At 62.3% G+C, this 19,967-nt stretch carries 18 protein-coding genes; 6 read left to right on the top strand and 12 right to left on the bottom strand.

All coding sequences use genetic code 11. From position 1 onward, the window contains the following. The first annotated feature begins 34 nt into the window (after positions 1-34). Positions 35-1,069: an inner membrane protein YhjD gene (gene yhjD, locus AC1DWA_RS04365; RefSeq protein ID WP_020969131.1), complete on the top strand. Its 1,035-nt coding sequence runs from the start codon at positions 35-37 to the stop codon at positions 1,067-1,069. Here yhjD and AC1DWA_RS04360 read toward each other — a convergent pair. Next, a complete protein-coding gene (locus tag AC1DWA_RS04360; protein WP_477846088.1) occupies positions 1,066-2,379 on the bottom strand; it encodes a D-alanyl-D-alanine carboxypeptidase family protein in 1,314 nt (437 codons plus the stop codon). The genes yhjD and AC1DWA_RS04360 overlap by 4 nt on opposite strands. Positions 2,380-2,577: 198 nt before the next feature. Between AC1DWA_RS04360 and AC1DWA_RS04355 the strand changes: the two genes are divergently transcribed. Further along, positions 2,578-3,150, top strand: a complete 573-nt coding sequence (locus AC1DWA_RS04355; RefSeq protein ID WP_029254981.1) for a dihydrofolate reductase family protein — start codon at positions 2,578-2,580, stop codon at positions 3,148-3,150. A gap of 62 nt (positions 3,151-3,212) precedes the next feature. Here AC1DWA_RS04355 and AC1DWA_RS04350 read toward each other — a convergent pair whose 3' ends face one another. From AC1DWA_RS04350 to iolC, 8 genes are read right to left on the bottom strand one after another with little or no spacing between them, the layout of a single operon-like run. Beyond that, positions 3,213-4,718: a CoA-acylating methylmalonate-semialdehyde dehydrogenase gene (locus tag AC1DWA_RS04350; protein ID WP_019747667.1), complete on the bottom strand. Its 1,506-nt coding sequence runs from the start codon at positions 4,716-4,718 to the stop codon at positions 3,213-3,215. Positions 4,719-4,742: 24 nt separating this feature from the next. Then, positions 4,743-5,627, bottom strand: a complete 885-nt coding sequence (locus tag AC1DWA_RS04345) for a sugar phosphate isomerase/epimerase family protein (protein ID WP_070796145.1) — start codon at positions 5,625-5,627, stop codon at positions 4,743-4,745. 2 nt (positions 5,628-5,629) lie between these two features. Next, on the bottom strand, positions 5,630-6,670 hold the full coding sequence (locus AC1DWA_RS04340) for a Gfo/Idh/MocA family protein (protein WP_019747669.1): 1,041 nt from the start codon (positions 6,668-6,670) through the stop codon (positions 5,630-5,632). Positions 6,671-6,696: 26 nt separating this feature from the next. Further along, complete coding sequence (locus tag AC1DWA_RS04335; protein WP_477846087.1) at positions 6,697-7,602, bottom strand: sugar phosphate isomerase/epimerase family protein; 906 nt, start codon at positions 7,600-7,602, stop codon at positions 6,697-6,699. Between the two features lie 52 nt (positions 7,603-7,654). After that, entirely contained in the window at positions 7,655-9,610 is a 1,956-nt protein-coding gene (gene iolD, locus AC1DWA_RS04330) for a 3D-(3,5/4)-trihydroxycyclohexane-1,2-dione acylhydrolase (decyclizing) (RefSeq protein ID WP_317831037.1), read from the bottom strand. Positions 9,611-9,624: 14 nt separating this feature from the next. Beyond that, the gene (gene iolB, locus AC1DWA_RS04325) at positions 9,625-10,497 is read right to left on the bottom strand and encodes a 5-deoxy-glucuronate isomerase (RefSeq protein ID WP_477846086.1); all 873 of its coding nucleotides are present in this window, start codon (positions 10,495-10,497) and stop codon (positions 9,625-9,627) included. 21 nt (positions 10,498-10,518) lie between these two features. Next, positions 10,519-11,418 (bottom strand): Cgl0159 family (beta/alpha)8-fold protein, encoded by a 900-nt coding sequence (locus AC1DWA_RS04320; protein ID WP_477846085.1) that lies wholly within the window; start codon positions 11,416-11,418, stop codon positions 10,519-10,521. Then, complete coding sequence (iolC, locus tag AC1DWA_RS04315; RefSeq protein ID WP_175470287.1) at positions 11,411-12,415, bottom strand: 5-dehydro-2-deoxygluconokinase; 1,005 nt, start codon at positions 12,413-12,415, stop codon at positions 11,411-11,413. Before iolC ends, AC1DWA_RS04320 begins: the two co-directional genes overlap by 8 nt. 199 nt (positions 12,416-12,614) lie before the next feature. Between iolC and AC1DWA_RS04310 the strand changes: the two genes are divergently transcribed. The 4 genes from AC1DWA_RS04310 to iri all read left to right on the top strand — a co-directional run bounded on the left by AC1DWA_RS04310 (position 12,615) and on the right by iri (position 17,572). Continuing rightward, positions 12,615-13,352 carry a GntR family transcriptional regulator gene (locus AC1DWA_RS04310; RefSeq protein WP_003941006.1) on the top strand — a complete coding sequence of 246 codons (738 nt, stop codon included), beginning with the start codon at positions 12,615-12,617 and terminating at the stop codon, positions 13,350-13,352. 106 nt (positions 13,353-13,458) lie between these two features. Continuing rightward, positions 13,459-14,607: a Gfo/Idh/MocA family protein gene (locus AC1DWA_RS04305; protein WP_020907002.1), complete on the top strand. Its 1,149-nt coding sequence runs from the start codon at positions 13,459-13,461 to the stop codon at positions 14,605-14,607. Positions 14,608-14,637: 30 nt separating this feature from the next. Further along, the gene (locus AC1DWA_RS04300; RefSeq protein WP_134998747.1) at positions 14,638-16,023 is read left to right on the top strand and encodes an MFS transporter; all 1,386 of its coding nucleotides are present in this window, start codon (positions 14,638-14,640) and stop codon (positions 16,021-16,023) included. Between the two features lie 121 nt (positions 16,024-16,144). Next, positions 16,145-17,572, top strand: coding sequence for a rifampin monooxygenase Iri (gene iri / locus AC1DWA_RS04295; RefSeq protein ID WP_243617088.1), 1,428 nt, complete (start codon positions 16,145-16,147; stop codon positions 17,570-17,572). Positions 17,573-17,607: 35 nt separating this feature from the next. Here iri and AC1DWA_RS04290 read toward each other — a convergent pair whose 3' ends face one another. The 3 genes from AC1DWA_RS04290 to AC1DWA_RS04280 all read right to left on the bottom strand — a co-directional run bounded on the left by AC1DWA_RS04290 (position 17,608) and on the right by AC1DWA_RS04280 (position 19,880). Further along, positions 17,608-18,087, bottom strand: coding sequence for a peptide deformylase (locus AC1DWA_RS04290; RefSeq protein ID WP_243617089.1), 480 nt, complete (start codon positions 18,085-18,087; stop codon positions 17,608-17,610). Between the two features lie 229 nt (positions 18,088-18,316). Continuing rightward, the gene (locus AC1DWA_RS04285; protein WP_037119347.1) at positions 18,317-18,634 is read right to left on the bottom strand and encodes a hypothetical protein; all 318 of its coding nucleotides are present in this window, start codon (positions 18,632-18,634) and stop codon (positions 18,317-18,319) included. Positions 18,635-18,695: 61 nt separating this feature from the next. Further along, a complete protein-coding gene (locus AC1DWA_RS04280) occupies positions 18,696-19,880 on the bottom strand; it encodes a phytanoyl-CoA dioxygenase family protein (RefSeq protein WP_020969145.1) in 1,185 nt (394 codons plus the stop codon). Positions 19,881-19,967: the final 87 nt, after the last annotated feature.

Genomic DNA, 19,967 nt, shown 5'->3' with positions numbered 1-19,967 from the left:
TCACGACGCCTGACCGAACATGAGGGGGACGGCAATGGCTGACACGGACGACGACGCACCGAGCTTTCTCGAGAAGCAACGAGCAGCGCGACCCTGGCTCGATCATCTGGTTCGCGCCGCAGGACGTTTCCAAGAGCAAAAGGGCGATTACTACGCTGCGGGAATCACGTACTTCAGTGTTCTCGCATTGATTCCGATCATGATGGTCGCGTTTGCAGTGGCCGGTTTCGTATTGGCCGGGCATCCCGAGTACCTGGAGTCGATTCAGGAGCAGATCACCAAGAGCATTCCGGGCAGCTTGGGTGACACCATCAACACGCTGATCGATTCGGCTATCGACTCGCGCGCGAGCGTCGGAATCTTCGGTCTCCTGGGTGCCGCGTACGCGGGTCTCGGTTGGATGGCAAATGTTCGCGACGCGCTGACGGCGATGTGGGAGAGCAAGCGCGAGCCGAAGGGTTTCGTTCGTACCAAACTCGGTGACGCAGGGGCCCTCATCGGTCTGGCTCTCGCCATGGTCGTCTCACTGGGAATGTCGGCGCTGAGCAGCGGGCCGGTTGCGACTCAGATCGTGAAATGGCTCAACCTCGAGAACATCACCGGTGTCGGCGTGGGGCTCAGAGTCGTTTCACTGTTGCTCTCACTCCTGGCGACGTGGGCGGTGTTCCTGTGGGTGATTGCCCGGCTACCGCGCGAGCCTGTCACGCTGCGCAGCGCCGCGCAGGCAGCGCTTATCGCCGCGGTCGTGTTCGAAATCTTCAAGCAGGTAGGTGCGATCTACCTCGCGGCCGTCACCAGTGGCCCGGCGGGCGTGGCATTCGGCCCGATCATCGGTTTGCTCGTGTTCGTGTTCACTGCGTCGAGGATGCTGCTGTTCTGCACGGCGTGGGCGGCGACGACAAAGGAAAGTATGGCTCTCGCCTTCGTTCCGCCGCCGGATCCGGCCGTGATCTCGCCGCGAATCGTTGTCAGTGACGGAGCTTCACCGTCTCGCGTGGCTGCGTTGATCGCCACGGGTGCGGTTGCCGGCCTGGGTCTTTCGGGCTTCATGCGCCGTCGGCCGCGCTAGCGCCTTCGATGGTTCAGGGCAACGGCTCCCGCCACCAGCGCGATCACCACAACTCCGCCGACAGCACCGATGAGGATGCGGTCAGTGGTGTCCGACTCGGTGTCGGTAGCGGTGGGTGCTGCCGAGATCGAGCCTGGTGCAGCGGCAGACGGTGTGCGAGTGACATCGGGCGTGGCATCGTCGGTCGATCGGTCCGTCAACGAGCCGACGGTTGTGCTGGCGGGGAGTGCATATCCGTAGTCGAGTAGACGGGCAGCCTGCTCCCACGGACGGATCGGCTTGGCTTCGCCGCCCATCAATGTCACCAGTAGTTTCCGGCCGTTGCGCTCCGCAGCACCGACGTACGTGTGGCGGGCGTCGTCGGTGAAGCCGGTCTTGCCGCCCAATGCGCCGTCGTAGTTGTAGAGCAACTGATTGTCGTTCGCGAGAGTGAATCCGGGGCGGTCCTGATCGTCAGGAATCGTCGGATCTTTCGGGAAGCCGGGAAACTCGACGGTTTCGGTATGGATCAGTCCGGCAAACGTCGGATTCTGGAGGGCTGTATGGAAGATTACGGCCAGGTCGTACGGTGAGCTGCTCATCCCCGGGCCGTCGAGTCCGGATGGAGTTGCCGTGCGAGTGTCGAGGGCGCCGAGTTCGGCCGCGAGCGCGTTCATCTTCGACACGGCTGCAGCGTCACCGCCGAGTTGGCGGGCAAGAGCGTGCGCGGCATCGTTTCCCGACGCCATGACCAGACCCTGCATCAGTTGCCGGTTGGTGTACTTGCCGCCCTTGCCGATGCCGACAGCGCTACCTTCAGCGTCCGCATCTTCGGCAGTTGCGGTGATTTCGGTGTCGAGATCGAGTTCGTCGAGAGCGACGAGAGCCAACAGCATCTTGATGGTGCTGGCCGGTCGGTAGCGACCGTGCGGATCTTTCGCGGCGAGGACCTCACCGGTTTCGGCGTCCGCGAGTACCCATCCGGATGCCGCGATGTCGGCCGGGAGCGGGGGAGCGCCGTCAGGAAGTACGACGCCACACTCGCCGAGCTTGTCTCCACCGACGGGGCTTTCCGGAATCGGGACAGCAGTCGGGGCCGTGGATCCGGGCGCAGGTGCTTCGGAGAGATCGATCGCCGGCGCCGGGCTACTCGTGAACGGGCAGCTGTCGGTGTTGGGTGTTGTGAACGGTGCCTCGGTGGTGGTGGTGGGCGGCGGCGGGGCCGGTTGGGCGCCGGCCACTCCCGAGGTCCCTACGACACCGGTAAACGCAATGCTCCCTGAGAGCACTGTTCCGGCCACTGCCACTGCACACTTTCGACGCCACATCATCGATATACGAGGGTATGCGAACGTGAGGGAACGTCCGAATCGCCACGCAAGCAGAGGGATCGAAAACAGGCGATTCGGTTTGTACATCGGTCATAGTGGACGATCGCCGCTGATGAGTTCCACCACCACGCAGAGTCTGTAACAGTGGGGTAGTCGACTACTCGAATGGCGCACACGCACTGACGACAGGGGATCGGTATGGGCAAGATCGTGGTGACAGAATTCGTGTCTTTGGACATGGTCATGGAAGCGCCCGGTGGCGAACCGGGTTATGCGCACACTGGATGGGTCTTTCCGTACCAGGAGGGCGATCAGATGAAGTTCAAACTCGACGAAACCCTCGCCGCGGACGTGCTTCTACTCGGTCGACGGACCTACGAGAGCTTCGCCGGTGCCTGGCCTGAGCGCGAAGACGACCAAGGCTTTGCGGACAAGATGAACGAGATGCCCAAGTACGTCGTCACGAGTTCGACGGAGCCGCTCGAATGGAACAACTCGACGGCGCTCACCGATCCCATCGAGGAATCCGTTCCGAAGCTGAAGGAACAGATCGACGGCGAAATCCTGGTCGCGGGAAGTCGGACGCTCGTCCACGCGTTGTTGCTGGCCGGTCTGGTCGACGAGTTACGGCTGATGGTCTTCCCGGTCATTCTCGGGTCCGGCGGGAGAGTGTTCCCCGAATCGGCCGACAAGATCGACCTCGAGTTGAAGGACGATCGTCGGTACGAATCCGGAGTTCAGGTGCTGACGTATCACCCCACGGTCGCGTAGACCTCTCGAAAACATCTGTGGCCGAGCCTCTTCGAGAGTCTCGGCCACAGATGTCTTGCCGGCTAACTGTTTTCGGGGAAGCCGAGGTTGATGCCGCCGTGGCTGGGGTCGAGCCAGCGACTGGTGACGGCTTTACCCCGCGTGAAGAAATGAACACCTTCTGTCCCGTGAGCGTGGGTGTCACCGAAGAGGCTGTTCTTCCAGCCGCCGAAGCTGTAGTAGGCCATGGGAACCGGGATGGGGACGTTGATGCCGATCATGCCGACCTCCACCTCGTTCTGGAAGCGTCGGGCAGCGCCGCCGTCGTTGGTGAAGATGGCGGTGCCGTTTCCGTACGGGTTGTTATTGATCAGTTCGAGGGCTTGGTCGTAGGTATCGACGCGCACGACGGAGAGAACAGGCCCGAAGATTTCGTCGGTGTAGATCGACATGTCGGTGGTGACGTGGTCGATGAGGGTGGGTCCAAGCCAGAAGCCGTCCGGTCCACCATCGGCCTGGACTGTACGTCCGTCGACCACGATGGTGGCGCCGTCCTTCTCGCCTGCATCGACGTATGAGGCGACCTTGTCGCGGTGGGCCTTGGTGACGAGCGGACCCATGTCGGAGTTCTTGGTGCCGTCACCGGTGACGAGGGGAGTGGTGCGCTCGACGATCTTGGCGACCAGTTCGTCGGCGATGTCGCCGACTGCGACCAGGGCGGAGATCGCCATGCATCGTTCGCCCGCGGAGCCGAATCCCGCGTTGACCATTGCGTCGGCGGCGAGGTCGAGGTCGGCGTCCGGCAGAACGATGGCGTGGTTCTTGGCGCCGCCGAGTGCTTGCACGCGTTTGCCATTGGCGGTGCCGGTGGCATAGACGTACTGGGCGATGGGGGTGGATCCGACAAACGAAATCGCTTTGACTGCTTTGTTTTCCAGAAGTTCGTCGACGGCGAGCTTGTCACCTTGGAGGACGTTGAAGACGCCGGGGGGCAGACCGGCTTCGGCCCAGAGTTCGGCGAGCCAGATCGCCGCGGTGGGGTCCTTCTCCGAGGGTTTGAGAATCACGGTGTTCCCGGCGGCGATGGCGACCGGGAAGAACCACATCGGGACCATCGCGGGAAAGTTGAAGGGGGAGATGATGCCTACGGGGCCGAGAGGTTGGCGGATGGAGTAGACGTCGACCTTGGTCGATGCATTCTCGGTGTATCCGCCCTTGAGGAGATGCGGTATTCCGCAGGCGAATTCGACTACTTCTTGTCCGCGGCTGATTTCGCCGAGGGCGTCGGAGAGAACCTTGCCGTGCTCGGCTGTGATGATCTCGGCGAGTTCACCTTTGCGAGCGTTGAGGAGTTCGCGGAAGCTGAACAGTATCTGTGTGCGCCGGGCCAGGGAGGTGTCACGCCAGGCGGGGAAGGCCGCCGCAGCAGCGTCGATGACGGTGCGAGCGTCCTCGAGGTTCGCCAGGGCGAGTCGGCCGGTGATCTGTCCGGTGGCGGGGTTGGTGACGGGGGCGGTGTTCTCGGATGTTCCGGCGAACGACTTGCCGTCCAACCAGTGCGCGATGACACGAGTATCAGTGCTGGTCATGGTATTTCCTAGTGGTCTGGTGGCTCAGGAGTTCGGGGAGGTGTACTTGGCGACATAGTCGTTCATCGTCTCGCGCTGGTACCGGGAAACCTCGTGTGCGTTTTCGTTCTCGGCGAAGACGCTCGACACCATCACGGTGTTGTCACGATCGTAGAAGCCGAGTTTGCCGAGGCCGCCGAAGAATTCGTCCCAGTTGACGTCTCCGTCCCCGATTTTGAGGTGTTGATGCACTCGAACGGCATTGCCTGGCGGATTGGTGATGTAGCGAAGTCCGTGGGAACGGTGATGATCCATGGTGTCTGCCACATGTACGAGACGGACCATGTCGCCGGCGGCCTCCATGATGGCGGGAAGGTCCCCACCCATGTGGAATTGGTGGCACGCCACGATCACCATGCCGAGGTTCTTGGAGTTCACGCCACGGATCGTGCGGATCGCGGCAAGTCCGTCTTCGACAAAATCGTCCGGGTGCGGGTCGATCAGGACGTCGATCCCCTCGCGTTCGATGATCGGAAGCAGTTCCTCCATCGAACGATAGAACGCACGCTCGGACTCTTCGGCTTTCTCGGGGCGGCCGGAGAATTCGGTGTTCATGACGTTGACACCGAGATCGACCGTGATCTGGATGGCCCGCTTCCAGTAACGCACTGCTGCTTCGCGAGCGTCCTCGTCCGGGCCGGACCACCGAAGGACCGGGAGCACCGACGCGATGCCGACTCCCGCACTCGCGCAGGCCTTCCGGAACTCGGTGACGAGCGCGTCGTCGGCTTTCGGGTGATTGAAGAACGGGATCATGTCGACGTGCGGTGTGAGCTGCAGATACTCGTACCCGAGATCGGCAACAACTCGGGGAAGCTCCAGCAGCGAGTAATCGTGATGGAACGGTGTGGGATCGAGAGCGACCTTCATCGCTACGCTCCGGCCACAGAATCGCGCGCAACCATGTCCACGACGACGCGTTGACCCGTCTCCAGAGACTTCACGCCAGCGGCGCAGACAGCGGCCGCGGCGTACCCGTCCCAGGCGCCTGGTCCGTCGATGTAGTTGCCGGTGCCGGCGCCCGTCTTCACTGCCTTGATCCACCGGGCGAACTCGGTGTCGTATGCCTGCCCGAAGCGTTCGCGGAATCCTGGGGTGATCTGCCCACCCCAGTTGCCGGGCTTGGTCTTTCGGATCAGTCCCACGTCGAGTCCGATCATCGCGCTTCCGAGTTCGCCGACAACTTCGGTGCGCACTTCGTAGGCAACTCCGGTGGTGACAAACACCTCGGCGTCGACGTGTCTACCGGACTCGGTCTCGAATATCGCGATCTGTGGGTCTTGAATGCCCTCGGGAGCAAGCGAATTCGCAGACGGCCGAATTATCTGCACCGAGGTGATCTCTTCGTCGAGCAGGAATCGCGTCACGTCGACCTCGTGGACGAGCGAGTCCTTGACGATCATCGCGCTGTCGAAGCCGTTCGGAACCGCAGGATTGCGGTGCGCGCAGTGCACAACGAGAGGGCGACCGAGATCGCCGCTGTCGATCAAATCCTTGAGCTGGGTGTATTCGTGGTCGAACCGGCGCATGAAACCAACCTGGATCAGTTTCTTTCCCAGCGCTGCTTCGGCTTTGACGATCGCCAGCGAACTGTCCGCGTCGGTGGTCAGCGGCTTCTCGCAGAGAACCGGCTTGCCTGCTTCGAGGCAGGCAAGTACCTGCTTCTCATGGGTCGGGCCTGGGGTTGCGAGCACAACGGCGTCGACGTCCTCGGCTGCGATGGCATCGAACGGATCGACGACGACGCGTGACCCCGGCGTCAATGCTGCGATTTCCTCGGCGCGGGCAAGAGAGTAGTCGTTGACGACGGTGACTCGGGCACCGCCGATTTTGTTGGTGATGCGGTCGACGTGATCGGCCCCCATGATGCCGACGCCGAGCACTGCAATCCGGAGATCCTGGTTGTCAGACATGCGGTGGTACTCCTCGATTGTGTTGCTCAGCTGAAACGGACGGCGGGGACGCCACAGGTGGACAGGTATTTCTGAGTGCGCTGTGCGATGGGCAGCGGTGTGTCGGGATGGCAGGGATACATGTCCTGCTCGACGATCGCGAACACGTCGATGCCGAGCTTCTCGATGGCCTCCAGAAGCGGTGGCATGTCCGGTATTCCGCGCGGTGGTTCGATCATCGCGCCGAGTTTGACGGCTTCGCCGAACGGCAGGTCCTCCGCCTCCACCTTGGCGACGATCGCCGGATCCACCTGCTTGAGGTGCAGGTACCCGATGCGCTCCGGATGCTTGTTGATGATGGCGAGATTGTCGCCGCCGCAGTAGCTGATGTGGCCGGTATCGAGGCACAGGTTCACGAAACGCTCGTCTGTACCTTCGAGGAACTTGTAGACGTTGTCCTCGATGTCGACGTGGCTGTCGGCATGAGGGTGGTACTGCGCCATGACGCCGTACTCCTCGAGCATCGTCTTGCCGAGAGCGTTCATGCCGTCGGTTTTCTTGCGCCACTGCTCGGGAGTCAGATTGCGATCTTCGAGTACTTCTCCGGTGGAAGGATCGCGCCACATCTCGGGGATGACCACTACGTGCTTGCCGCCGACGGCTGCGGTCAACTTGGCGACGTCCTTGATCTGATTCCAGACGGCATCCCAGGAATCGTCCTGGTGCAGGTGTTCGAAAACGGTACCGGCCGAAAGCTTGAGGCCGCGTGCTCCGAGTTCGTCAGTCAGCTTGGCTGGATCGGTCGGAAGGTATCCGAACGGGCCGAGTTCGATCCATTCGTATCCCGACGCGGACACCTCGTCGAGGAATCGTGTGTATGGGGTCTGCTGAGGGTCGTCCGGAAACCACACACCCCAGGAGTCGGGGGCTGATCCGACGCGAATCGCGCTCATGTCTAGATTCCTTTCGCGGGCAAGCTTTTTGGGGTGTGTCTGTGCGGAATTTTCATTCGGATGGACGTAGATACGGTCGCTGGATCTTCTTCCAGGACTCGTAGGTTGTCCGGGCGTTCTTGGTCGATTCCAGTTCGGAGGTAGCCGATACCGGTACATCCCACCAGGATTCGCTGTCCGGGGCGCCGATCAGCGGATCGGTTTCGACGTGGATGACCGTGCTGGTGTCGCTTGCTTTGGCGACTTTGATTGCGTCGGCGAACTCGGCGGCGGTGTTGGCGCGGATGACGTCGACACCGAGGCTGGCGGCGTTCGCGGCCAGATCGACCGGGAGAACACCTCCGTCGAGACGTCCGTCATTCGAGCGGTAGCGGTACTGCGTGCCGAAGCGCTGGGAACCCAGCGACTCGGACAGCGAACCGATGGAGGCAAATCCGTGATTCTGCACCAGGACGACGATGACCTTGAGGCGTTCCTGTACGGCGGTGACCAATTCGGTGGCCATCATCAGATAGGAACCGTCGCCGACCATCACGAACACGTCGCGATCGGGGCACGCCATGCGGACGCCTAGGCCGCCGGCAACTTCGTATCCCATGCACGAGTACCCGTATTCGACGTGATACCCCTTGGGATCACGGGTTCGCCACAGCTTGTGGAGGTCACCCGGCATGGACCCGGCAGCGCACACCACGACGTCACGTGGATCGGACAGAGTGTTGACCAGGCCGATCACCTGATTCTGATTCAGTGACCCGTCGGCAGCGGGTTCGGCTGGGTTGTAGACGGATTCGACGATCGCATCCCAATCGCGAGCGAGTTCACCGATCCTGGACGCGTATTCGTCGTCCACCCGGTAGTCGTTCAGTGCGATCGCCAGCGCGTCGAGTGCCTCACGTGCGTCGGCGACCACGCTGACTCCGCCCTGCTTCACGGAGTCCAGTGAAGCGACGTTGATGTTGACGAAGCGAACGTCGGGATTGGTGAATGCGGTGCGGGACGCGCTCGTGAAATCGCTGTACCGCGTGCCGATTCCGATGACGACGTCCGCCTCGGTGGCCAGTGCGTTTGCGGCCGTAGTGCCGGTGGACCCCACCGCCCCGACGGATTGTGGATGGTCGTAGACCAATGAACCCTTGCCGGCCTGGCTCTGCCCCACGGGGATTCCGGTCTGCGCGCAGAACGCTGCCAGAGAGTCGGTGGCCTGGCTGTAGATCACTCCGCCGCCGGCGACGATCAGTGGTTTGCGAGCCGAGCGGATGATCGCGGCGGCGCGTTCGATCACCGATCGCTCGGGGAGCGGGCGGGCCACGTGCCAGACTCGCTCGGCGAAGAAGGACTCGGGCCAGTCGAAAGCCTCGGCCTGCACGTCCTGCGGGATGGCGATGGTGACTGCGCCGGTCTCGACGGGATCAGTGAGAACGCGCATCCCGGCGAGCAGAGCGCTCGGCAACTGCTCCGGGCGCCATACCCGATCGAAGTATCGTGAGACCGGTTTGAAAGCGTCGTTGACTGTGACGTCGCCGCTCGACGGGAGTTCGAGTTCCTGCAAGACGGGGGCACTGGCGCGGGTCGCGAAAGTGTCTGCGGGAAGGAGTAATACAGGTAGACGGTTGATGGTGGCCAGTGCCGCGCCGGTGATCATATTGGTGGCACCTGGGCCGACGCTGGACGAGACTGCCCACGTCTGCAGGCGGTCCTTCATGCGGGCGTGCGCGACAGCCGAGTGCACCATCGCCTGTTCATTGCGGCCGAGCACGTAGGGGAGTGTCGGCTCACGGCCGGCATCGAGATCCTGGATCTCGGCCTGCAAGAGTGCCTGCCCCAGTCCGGCGACGTTGCCGTGCCCGAAGATTCCGAAGCAGCCGGCAAACAGCTTGGTGCGCTGGCCGTCGCGTTCGGTGTACTGGTTGGCGAGGAAGCGGACGACAGCTTGAGAAACGGTGAGGTGTACGGTCGGCTCGTCGCGAGGTAGACGATTGCCGGTTGCGTTGTTGGTGGGTGCCACAGCTTTCACTTCCGTCAGTTGTGGGACTGCAACGGCAGTCGAGGGTCGATGTCCTGGTGATCCCAGCTTCCACGTAGCCAGGTGTGTTGCGGATCGTCACAGATGTTCCACGCCCGGATCTCGCCCGAACCTGCCATGACATTGAGGTAGTACATGTGGTGGCCCGGCGCTGCGATGGACGGGCCGTGATAGCCGTGCGGCACGAGGACGACGTCGCCCGAGCGGACTTCCTCGAGCACCTCGATAGGTCTCTCGGCGGTTCCGTACACGCGGTGGTAGCCGAAACCTTCGGTCCCGGTGGGGCTTCGGTCGATCTCGAAGTAGTAGATCTCTTCCAGAGCCGATTCGACGTCGCTGTTCTCGTCGTGCTTGTGGCTGGGATACGACGACCAGTTCCCGCCGGGGGTGATGACTTCACACGCGATGATGGAGTCGGCCTCGAAGGTGTCTGCGGTGGCGAAGTTGTGAACCTGTCGGCTGCAGTTACCGGCACCTCGGAGTTCGACGGCAACTCCCGACACCGGGCCGTAGCGATGGGGCAGCTTGGCTCCGGCGCGCGCTCCGCACAGGGTGAAGCGGCCTCCACCTGCGCTGGCCACTGTGTAGTCGGAATCGCGTCCTACGTAGGCGAAGTCGCTCGGTCCGTCGAAGACCGACGCGCGGCCGGTCAGGGCGATCTCCGTCCCCTCGGCAACTATCACGGCCGAACCCGACAGTGGAACGACGACTATCTCGTTCTCGCCGGACTGCAAGCGGACGCTCGCGCCAGGGGCGAGTTCGAGTGTCCACAAGCTGGATTCGGTCCAACCCGCGGACTCCGGCGTGACCACTGTCGTGAAATCACCTTCGGCGGACGATCCGGCGGGGACGTAGTACTTGCTGAACATCTTGCTCCTGCCAGGTCGGTTCTAGTGGACGAGTTTGACTGCGGTGTCGACGGCCGCGGTCACGTCGCCGTCCGGTGGGTAGAGCAGCGCGCGCCCGACGATCAGTCCGCGCACGGACGGCAGCTGAAGGGCAGCGTCCCACTTTGCGTACGTTTCTTCCGGCGCGATCTGCGGATCGCCGCCCAGGAGGAGCGTCGGGAGGGTGGTCGCATCCATGACGCGTTCCATCTCGTCGACGACCGGTAGTTTCATCCACGTGTACGCCGAGGTGGAGCCGAGACCTTGGGAGATGTGGATGGACTTGATGACGGCGTCGGGGCTGAGATCGTTGACGACCTTGCCGTTGACGCGGCTGGAGAGAAACGGCTCGAGCATCGCGATCAGTCCGGCCGCGGCCAGTTCGTCAACGGCTTCGGCACATGCCGTCATGGTGGGCAGGGTGCCCGCGTCGTCGAGGGCGATGCGCAGCAGCATCTTTCCGCCATTCATTCCGAACTTCGCGGTGCCCGCCGCGGTATATCCGGTCATGCGGTCGTCGAGTTCGAAGCTCGCACCTGCCAGGCCGCCGCGGTTCATCGACGAGAAGACGACCTTGTCCTCGAGGGCCCCGAGGAGGAGCAGATCGTCGAGAATGTCCGCGGTACCGAGAACGCCGTCGACTCCGGGATTGTCGAGCGCCGTGCGCAATCTGTCGAGCAGATCGGTACGACTGTTCATCGCTGTCGGCTTGCCGCCGACAGACAATGCCCCACGCGCTGGGTGATCGGCAGCGACGATCATCAGTCGTCCGTTGCCTCGAACGGTGGCGCGAGGAGTGCGTGCTGCCCAGGTCTTTTCGATGATCTGCGGATCGCTCGCACGCAGTTCCGTCACGTCGGCGTAGGTGGTGGCGAGGGGGCGGGCGGCGAGCTTGTCAGACATTGACTGCCTCCGTGGCTGTGGCTTCGGCGAGATCGTGGACTTCTTCAGCGTTTGGCATCGCAGTGGAGCATTCGAGCCGAGATGCGACTATGGCACCGGCTGCGTTGGCATAGCGCAGTACCTTCTCCAGTGGCCACCCGGCCAACAGTCCGTGGCACAGTGATCCGCCGAAGCTGTCGCCAGCACCCAGCCCGTTGACCACGTCGACGGCGTTGGGTGGCACGGTGATCGATTGCTTTCGTGTTTTGCCGAGGACACCCTTCGGGCCCTGCTTCACGATGGCCAGTTCGACTCCGAGGTCGAGAAGCGCGTCGGCGGCCTTGTTCGGATTGGTCTCACCGACCGCGATCTCGCACTCTTCGCGGTTTCCGACGGCTACCGTCACGTGCGCGAGAGCGCGCTGCACCTGAGTGGTCGCTTCTTGGGGTGTCGACCAGAACATCGGGCGGTAGTCCAGATCGAGGACCGTCAGCGGGCGTCGTTCGCGGGCTTCCCAGGCAGCGAAGTGTGCACTGCGACTCGGTTCTTCGGACAGCCCTGTCACAGTCGACCAGTAGAGGGACGCTGTTCGAACGGCGTCGAGGTCGATGTCTTCCGGGGTGATCCGAAGATCGGGCGCATGCGGCTTGCGGTAGAAGTACAGCGGGAAGTCGTCAGGGGGGAAGATCTCGCAGAACGTCACTGGTGTCGGGTACTCGGAATTGGTGACGACAAACCTGTTGTCGACGCCCAGACGTGCCAACTCGCGTGTGACGAACTTTCCGAAGGGATCGCTGCCTACGCCGGAGATCAGTGCTGCTCGCCGGCCGAGGCGTGCAGCCGCCACCGAGACGTTTGCTGCGCTGCCGCCGAGAAACTTGCCGAAGGTCTCGACGTCTTCGAGTCCGACACCGGTTTGAAGTGGGTAGATGTCCACCCCCGATCGGCCGATGGCAAGCACGTCGAATGGTGCGTCAGGGATGTGTGACCCGCTCTGGTGAGTGTTGATGCTTGTCAAGACTGACTCCCGAGAGTTCGTGGTGGGCTGCCCGCGCAGGGCACCGTTGTATGACTGAAACTGTGCGCCGCGACACAGCGATTGTCAATAGTTTGTCTGGACATTATGACTTGCGGTCAAGTGAATGTTAGTGTTCGCATACACTGCCGAGAGAAGTAGCGTCGATACGGCGCCTTCCCAAGACAGATCGGAGTTGACCGTGGTCGCAGCACTCGCCGTCGAGTTGGACCGCTCGAGCCCGGTGCCGCTGTATTTTCAGCTGGCCCAGGCAATCGAGGGCGCTATTCTCGGTGGCGAACTTGCCCCAGGTGATCGCTTCGAGAACGAACTGGCGTTGGCCAAACGGCTCAATCTCTCACGTCCGACCACTCGACGTGCGATCCAGGAACTGGTGGACAAGGGCCTACTTGTTCGTAAGCGGGGAGTCGGAACTCAGGTGGTGCAAAGTCCGGTGCACCGCCCGGTCGAGCTCACCAGCCTGTTCGACGACCTTGCGAGGGCCGGCCAGGCGCCGACGACCAAGCTGCTCGAGTTCACGGTGGGAGTTCCCGCCGAGGACGTTGCCGCGGAACTCAACCTCGAACCTGACGCCGAAGTGGCTACCATCAGGCGTCTGCGAAGCACCAACGGCGAACCGCTGGCAGTGATGACCAACTACATTCCGGTGGACATCGCACCCGATCCCGAGGAGTTGGAGACGCAAGGGCTGTACCAAACCTTGCGAACTCGCGGCGTTCACATCCGTGTGGCGCGGCAGCGAATCGGCGCTCGGGCGGCGACTCGCGAAGAAGCAGGATTGCTCGACGAGAAAGTGGGTGCTGCCCTCTTGACCATGAGCCGCACTGCATTTGACGATTCAGGTAGTGCCGTCGAGTACGGCAGCCACTGCTACCGAGCGTCGCGTTACTACTTCGACACCACCGTGGTCGACCGCTAGATCTCGATCCCGGTGACACGAGTACCCGCCTGACCGAGTCAGTGGGGGTGATTTGTGATCCCAGCATTTCTGCGATCCTTCGATCATTTGACCCGAACGGAGCCTCATGACAGGCATTTCAGTAGCAGTTGCCGGATTCGGATGGATGGGCCGCGTACACACGCAGGCGTATCTGCGTCTGCGGCAGCACTATCCCCAGCTTCCCGTGATCCGCCTGGCCGCCGTCGCCGACGAGGTGCCGGGCCGAGGGGAGGAAGCGGCGGACCAATTCGGTTTCGAAGCTTTCACCCAGGACTGGCGCGATATCGCAGCCGATCCGGCCATCGACGCGGTGAGCATCACGGCCCCGAACTTCTTGCACCGTGAAATCGGCGTCGCAATGGCAGAAGCCGGCAAACACATCTGGATCGAGAAGCCCGTCGGCTTGTCCACGGAAGACGCCAAAGCTGTTGCCGCAGCGGTCTCGAAGGCCGGTGTGCAGTCGACCGTCGGCTTCAACTACCGAAACGCGCCGGCTGTAGCCCTGGCAAAGAGCCTGATCGACTCAGGGGAGTTGGGCACGATCACGCACTCGAGGTTTCGTTTCCTCAGCGACTATGCGGCCCACCCTGAAGGCGCTTTGAGTTGGCGATACGAGCGTGAGCGCGGCGGCGCCGGCGTCCTGGGCGACTTGGCTTCGCACGGCATCGATCTGATTCGTCATCTTCTCGGTGACGTCGACGCTCTCGTTGCTGATACTGCGATCTTCATCCCGGAGCGTGCGCGTCCGTCCGCCGCTACCAGTGGACATGCCCGAGCCAGCGGCGGGGAGATGGGAGCTGTCGAGAACGAAGACTTCGTCAGCGCACTGCTGCGGCTCGGCTCGGGCGGCCGCTGCACCCTCGAAGCGTGCCGAGTCGCCGTGGGAGAGCAGAACAACTACGGATTCGAGATTCACGGTACGAAGGGTGCCGTGTTCTGGGATTACCGCCGGATGGGTGAACTGGGCACCAGCCTCGGCTCGAAGTACCAGGACCAATCCGTCACGACGGTTTTGGTCGGCCCCGAGTCAGGTGAGTTCGGACGCTTCCAACCCGGCGCGGCCAACGCCATGGGTTATGACGACCTGAAGGTCATCGAGGCTCGCAATTTCGTCTCTTCGATCGTGGACGGAGCGCCGCAGGGCGCGACCATCGCTGATGCTGTCGCGTCGGCGCAGGCTCTGGACGCGATGGTTGCCTCGGTCTCCTCCGGTGGCTGGATTTGTCTCGGCTGATCGAGAATCGCTCCGAAAGGCTCTGGTGCAGTGACATTTCCCCGCGGACTGGCGTTGCTCGTGGCAGCAGCACTGTTCATGGAGATGCTCGACGCGACGATTCTCGCAACCGCACTGCCGTCGATCGCCCAATCCTTCGGAGTTGACGCCGTCGACGTCAATGTCGCCGTTTCTTCGTACCTCCTGGTGTTGGCCGTCCTGATCCCGGCGAGCGGATGGATGGCCGACAGGTTCGGAACGCGACGTGTCTTCATCTCTGCCATAGCCGTTTTCACGGCGGCGTCGGTGGGATGTGCACTGAGCACCTCCCTCCCGATGCTGGTGGGGATGCGCGCACTACAAGGGGTAGGCGGCGCCATGATGGTGCCGGTAGGGCGGCTCGCAGTATTGCGGGTGACGTCGAAGGCGGAACTCGTACGGGCTATCGCTTACTTGACGTGGCCGGCGCTCACAGCGCCGGTTCTTGCGCCCGCTGTGGGTGGAGCCATCGTGTCGATCGCTTCGTGGCGCTGGATCTTTCTGATCAACGTTCCGATCGGGATCGTCGGGTTTCTGCTGGCATTGCGCATGGTGCCCGACATTCGGCAAACACAGAAACGGAGCCTCGACTGGCTGGGATTGGTGGTGATCGGAGCAGGCGTCGCAGTGCTTGTCGTGGCGCTCGACAGCGTGCACAGTGCCGGAACCGACTGGCTACGAGTGGGCCTCGGGATCATTGCGGCTCTGATCTTGTTGAGCTTGGCCGTCATTCACCTCATCCGGTCGGATCACCCGCTCATCGCGCTCCGCGTCCTCCGACTTCGATCGTTTCGGCTCGTCGCGTCGAGCGGCTCGCTGTACCGGCTCGTGATCATGGGCGTGCCGTTTGTGCTGCCGTTGTTGTTCCAAGTGGGATTCGGAATGTCGGCGTTCAAGGCCGGTCTGCTGGTGATGGCTCTGTTCGCGGGGAATATCGCGATCAAACCGCTCACCACTCCGCTCATGCGTAGATTCGGGATCAGACGAGTTCTGGTGGGAAACGGAGTTCTGTCGGTGGTGTGCTTCGGTGCGCTGGTACTGATCTCGTCGACGACACCGGACGTCGTTATCGCTGTTGCACTGTTTGTCAGCGGCGCGTTGCGATCCATCGGGTTCACCGCGTACAACAGCTTGGCGTTCGCCGATGTCGACTCGGGTGAGCTGACCGATGCAAATACTCTGCATGCAACGCTGCAAGAGTTGGCATCCGGTCTGGGTATTGCACTGTCCGCGTTGGTGATCACGCTCTGCACACCGTTGGCGGAGTCGGAGGATCTGAGCGGCGGAGTGCCGTTTTCTCTGACGCTGGGTGTTCTCGGGGCCATGCTGGTGCCGACGGTGATCGAGAGTTGGCGGCTCCCACGCGATACAGGTGCTGTGGTGTTGGTGCGCCGATAATGAAGCGTCTTCCGCCACCTTCATCATAACGCGGGACCCGGGGCTTGCGGCAAGGCCCCGGTGATGGTGCACACTCGTCTGCTGCGAGCAAGCAAAAGCCTTGCCCGAAGGAGGGGATCGCATGAGTGACGTCATCATTGTCGGTGCTGGACCAACTGGATTGATGCTGGCAGGTGAGCTCCGGCTACAGGGCGTCGATGTCGTCGTCGTGGACAAGGACGAGGAGCCGACTCAGTTCGTCCGTGCCCTCGGCATCCATGTGCGCAGCATCGAAATCATGGAGCAGCGCGGGTTGCTGGACAAGTTCCTCGCGCACGGCCGCAAGTATCCGCTCGGTGGATTCTTCGCGGGGATCAGCAAGCCGGCACCTGCGCACCTTGATACTGCGCACGGGTACGTACTGGGAATACCTCAGCCCGAGATCGACAGGATTCTTGCCGAACATGCCACCGAAGTCGGCGCGGAAATTCAGCGAGGGAAGCGTGTCGTCGCGATCCGTCAAGACGCCGACAAGGTCACAGCGGAATTATCCGACGGCACAACACTTCACGCGCGTTACCTCGTGGGCTGCGACGGCGGCCGCAGCACTGTTCGGAAGCTGATCGACGTCGGGTTTCCCGGCGAGCCGTCGAGCGCCGACACGTTGATCGGCGAAATGGACGTGACCATGCCGGCTGATGAACTGGCCGCCGTTGTCGCCGAAATCCGGGAAACGCACAAACGATTCGGAGTCGGTCCCGCCGGCAATGGTGCTTTTCGTGTCGTGGTCCCTGCAGCCGAAGTTGCCGACGGTCGCGCAACACCGACCACCCTCGACGACATCAAACAACAGCTACTGGCCATTGCCGGTACCGACTTCGGTGTGCACTCGCCGCGGTGGCTCTCGCGCTTCGGCGACGCCACTCGTCTGGCGGAGCACTACCGGCGCGACCGGGTGTTTCTCGCCGGCGACGCCGCACACATCCACCCACCGATGGGCGGTCAAGGTCTCAATCTCGGTGTGCAGGACGCCTTCAACCTCGGCTGGAAGCTCGCCGCCGAGATCAACGGCTGGGCACCGGAGGGCCTGCTCGACACGTACGAATCGGAACGGCGTCCGGTGGCTGCCGACGTGCTGGACAACACGCGCGCCCAGGCCGAGTTGATCTCCACCGCTGCCGGACCACAAGCGGTGCGGCGCTTGATCTCCGAGCTGATGGAATTCGAAGACGTCAAGCGCTATTTGACCGAGAAGATCACTGCGATCTCGATTCGCTACGATTTCGGCGAAGGCGACGACCTACTCGGTCGGAGGCTGCGTAACATCGCGTTGACCCGCGGCAACCTGTACGACCTGATGCGATCCGGCCGCGGACTTCTTCTCGACCAGGGTGGCCAACTGTCCGTCGATGGTTGGAGCGATCGAGCCGACCATATCGTTGACACAAGCACTGAATTGGAAGCTCCGGCTGTCCTGCTTCGGCCGGACGGTCATGTGGCATGGGTCGGGGATACGCAGGCGGAGTTGGATACTCAGATGTCTAAGTGGTTTGGTCGGCCAACGGCGTAGGGCTATCTGGTTCCACCTCTAAGCCGACTGGCCGCTTAACACGCCGGCCAATGGGCTGTGTATTGATCCGATACTTCGACGTGGTCGCGATAGAGCTGTTTGCGTTTGCGCGTTGGAAGTCGGTCGCCGAAGACAATGCCGTTGATGTGGTCGGTCTCGTGTTGGAAGCAGCGCCCGAGGGTGCCACCTGCAGTGATTTCGATCGGGTTGCCGTATTGATCGTTTCCGCGACAGGTCGAGAAGTCGGGTCGCGCGAGGTCTGTGTAGGCGCCGGGTAGGGACAGACAGCCTTCGCAGTAGTCGACTAGCTGCCGGTCGACTCCTTCAGGAAGGTCAACGACGGGATTGCAGACGACGCCGGTGCGTTGCGTCCCTACCTCGTCGGTGCAGTCGTAGATGAACACCGCGAGGTCGACGCCGATCTGTTGAGCAGCGAGTCCTGCGCCGTTTGCGGCGGTGTTGGTAGCGAACATGTCTGCCAGCAGATCTTGGAGATCGCTGCCGAATTCAGTCACTGGCCGAGCTGGCGTATGAAGGACAGGGGTGCCCCAGCGAATGATCGGTTGCGCGGTACCTAGGCGGAGAAGTTCGGAGACAGGCATGAGGTTCATGTTCCGCTCTGCTCCTGCCCAACGCAACGAGAGTGTTCGCGTTCGACCGCTACGTTCCTCACCGCCGTGCAGCGCCGGTTTACTCTCCCGCGTCGCGCGGACCGCTGTCTGAACATTGGATCTGGTGCAACTTTCAGTCAGCGTGCTTGGCGGTCCCTTCGCCTCCACGCTGTCGAGCCCTACCGGGATTGATGTGGAGCCGAACACCCTCATAGGTGACTGTGTACGGCACATCGTCATCGTTGTCCGGGTCGCCGGAGTCCGCAGGATCCGGCAGTTCCGCGATCTGTTCGATGACCGTCTGTGCTCGCGCCGCACCAGGATCGAACATTTCCTGAAACGGCCCCACGAACGAGCCACCGAGTCCGCGGCGCTTCGCCCGAACAGCCGCCCACCCGAACGTCGCCAACGGGCCTATCATGGCGAACAGCACTAACAAGTCCCACCCCATGCTTCGAGCGTACCGACCGATCGGCATTAAGCGGCACAAGTCTCTTCAGTGCTGCCGTCCCTCAGCTCATTCGTCTCTCGGACTGTGCCTTCAGTAGATCGGCCAGTCGACCAGGTGAGATCCGCTCGCGAACCGCCTCCGTCACGAGTTCGGCCTGCGTCTGAGGCGCGAGGCCGTCGATCGGTTGGTCTCGGTCCAGATTGGTCGGGAAGGCGTAGCCCTCGGCGGAGGCGGCGACGGCACACCGAACTGCCTCGTCGGACCCCGCCTCGCTGAGAGCGAGCAGTGCCGGATAGATCGCGTTGACGAGTGCCTCCCGGTCGATGGTTCCGAGGGCTCGACCGAAGGCCGACGACACCTGTAGGAGATTTGCCATACGCAGGACGTCGGCGGACTTGTTGTGGCCTGCCGCGTGGAACAGGGCTGGGTTGAAGAAGACGGCATCTCCCTTCTTCAAAGGTAATTGGACGTAGTTGGCTTCGAAGAACTCCTTGAACTCGGGACGCTCGAACGCGAGGTATCCGGATTCGAATTGCTGCGAGTACGGCAGATACTTGGTCGGGCCCGTCTCGGCCGGCATATCCACGTGGGCGACTGCACCTTGCAAGGTGAGGGCAGGGGTCAAGCGGTGAACATGCGCCCGAAACTTCGCGGCTACGTCGCTCGACATGAAACCGAGGTGGTAGTCGCGATGTGGATTCTGTGCGGCGCCACCGGGATTGACGACGTTGACGTCCGACGTCACCTGATACATGGGGCCGAGCCACGCTTCCGAAGCTAAAGCGACAATGCTGTTTGCGTAGTAGTCGACGTAAGCCTTGGGATCTTCGAGCGCCAACTTCAGTTGTGCGCCCCAGATTCGGTCATTGGCACCAGGTTTGGCGAAGTGATCTCCGGACGCTGCACCGGATTCGTGTTGGCGTGCAATGAGTTCACGGAAGACCGCGCTGGCGCGATCCAGTATCTCCGCGTCGAACGCGCCTTGAAAGACTGTGATGCCGGGGCCGGTGAGTAACGCCCGGGCGATCTCGTCTTGGATCTCGGCCCGGGTTTCAGGATTCGACGATTGCTCTACCAATGCTTCGGAGCGGTACAGAAGAACCCCGTCGGCCACTGAATCGGCGTACGGGTAATCGGCAAGGTCGGTGTCGTGCGCGACCAAAGCGGCGAAGTCGTCGATGTTGCAGTCTTCTCGGTGCAACCTACCTGCGGACGGCACGGTGTGGTTGGTCAGTGATGGAGTCATTCGGGGCCTTTCCTGCGGTGTTCAAGATGCGCTGTACCTCAAAGACTGCCAAGGAGAACCCATCGAAACTACCCCTGAAATCCATCA

It is taken from the genome of Rhodococcus sp. P4_F3_2 (genome assembly GCF_056401335.1).
This window is presented reverse-complemented; position numbering and strand designations above follow the sequence as displayed.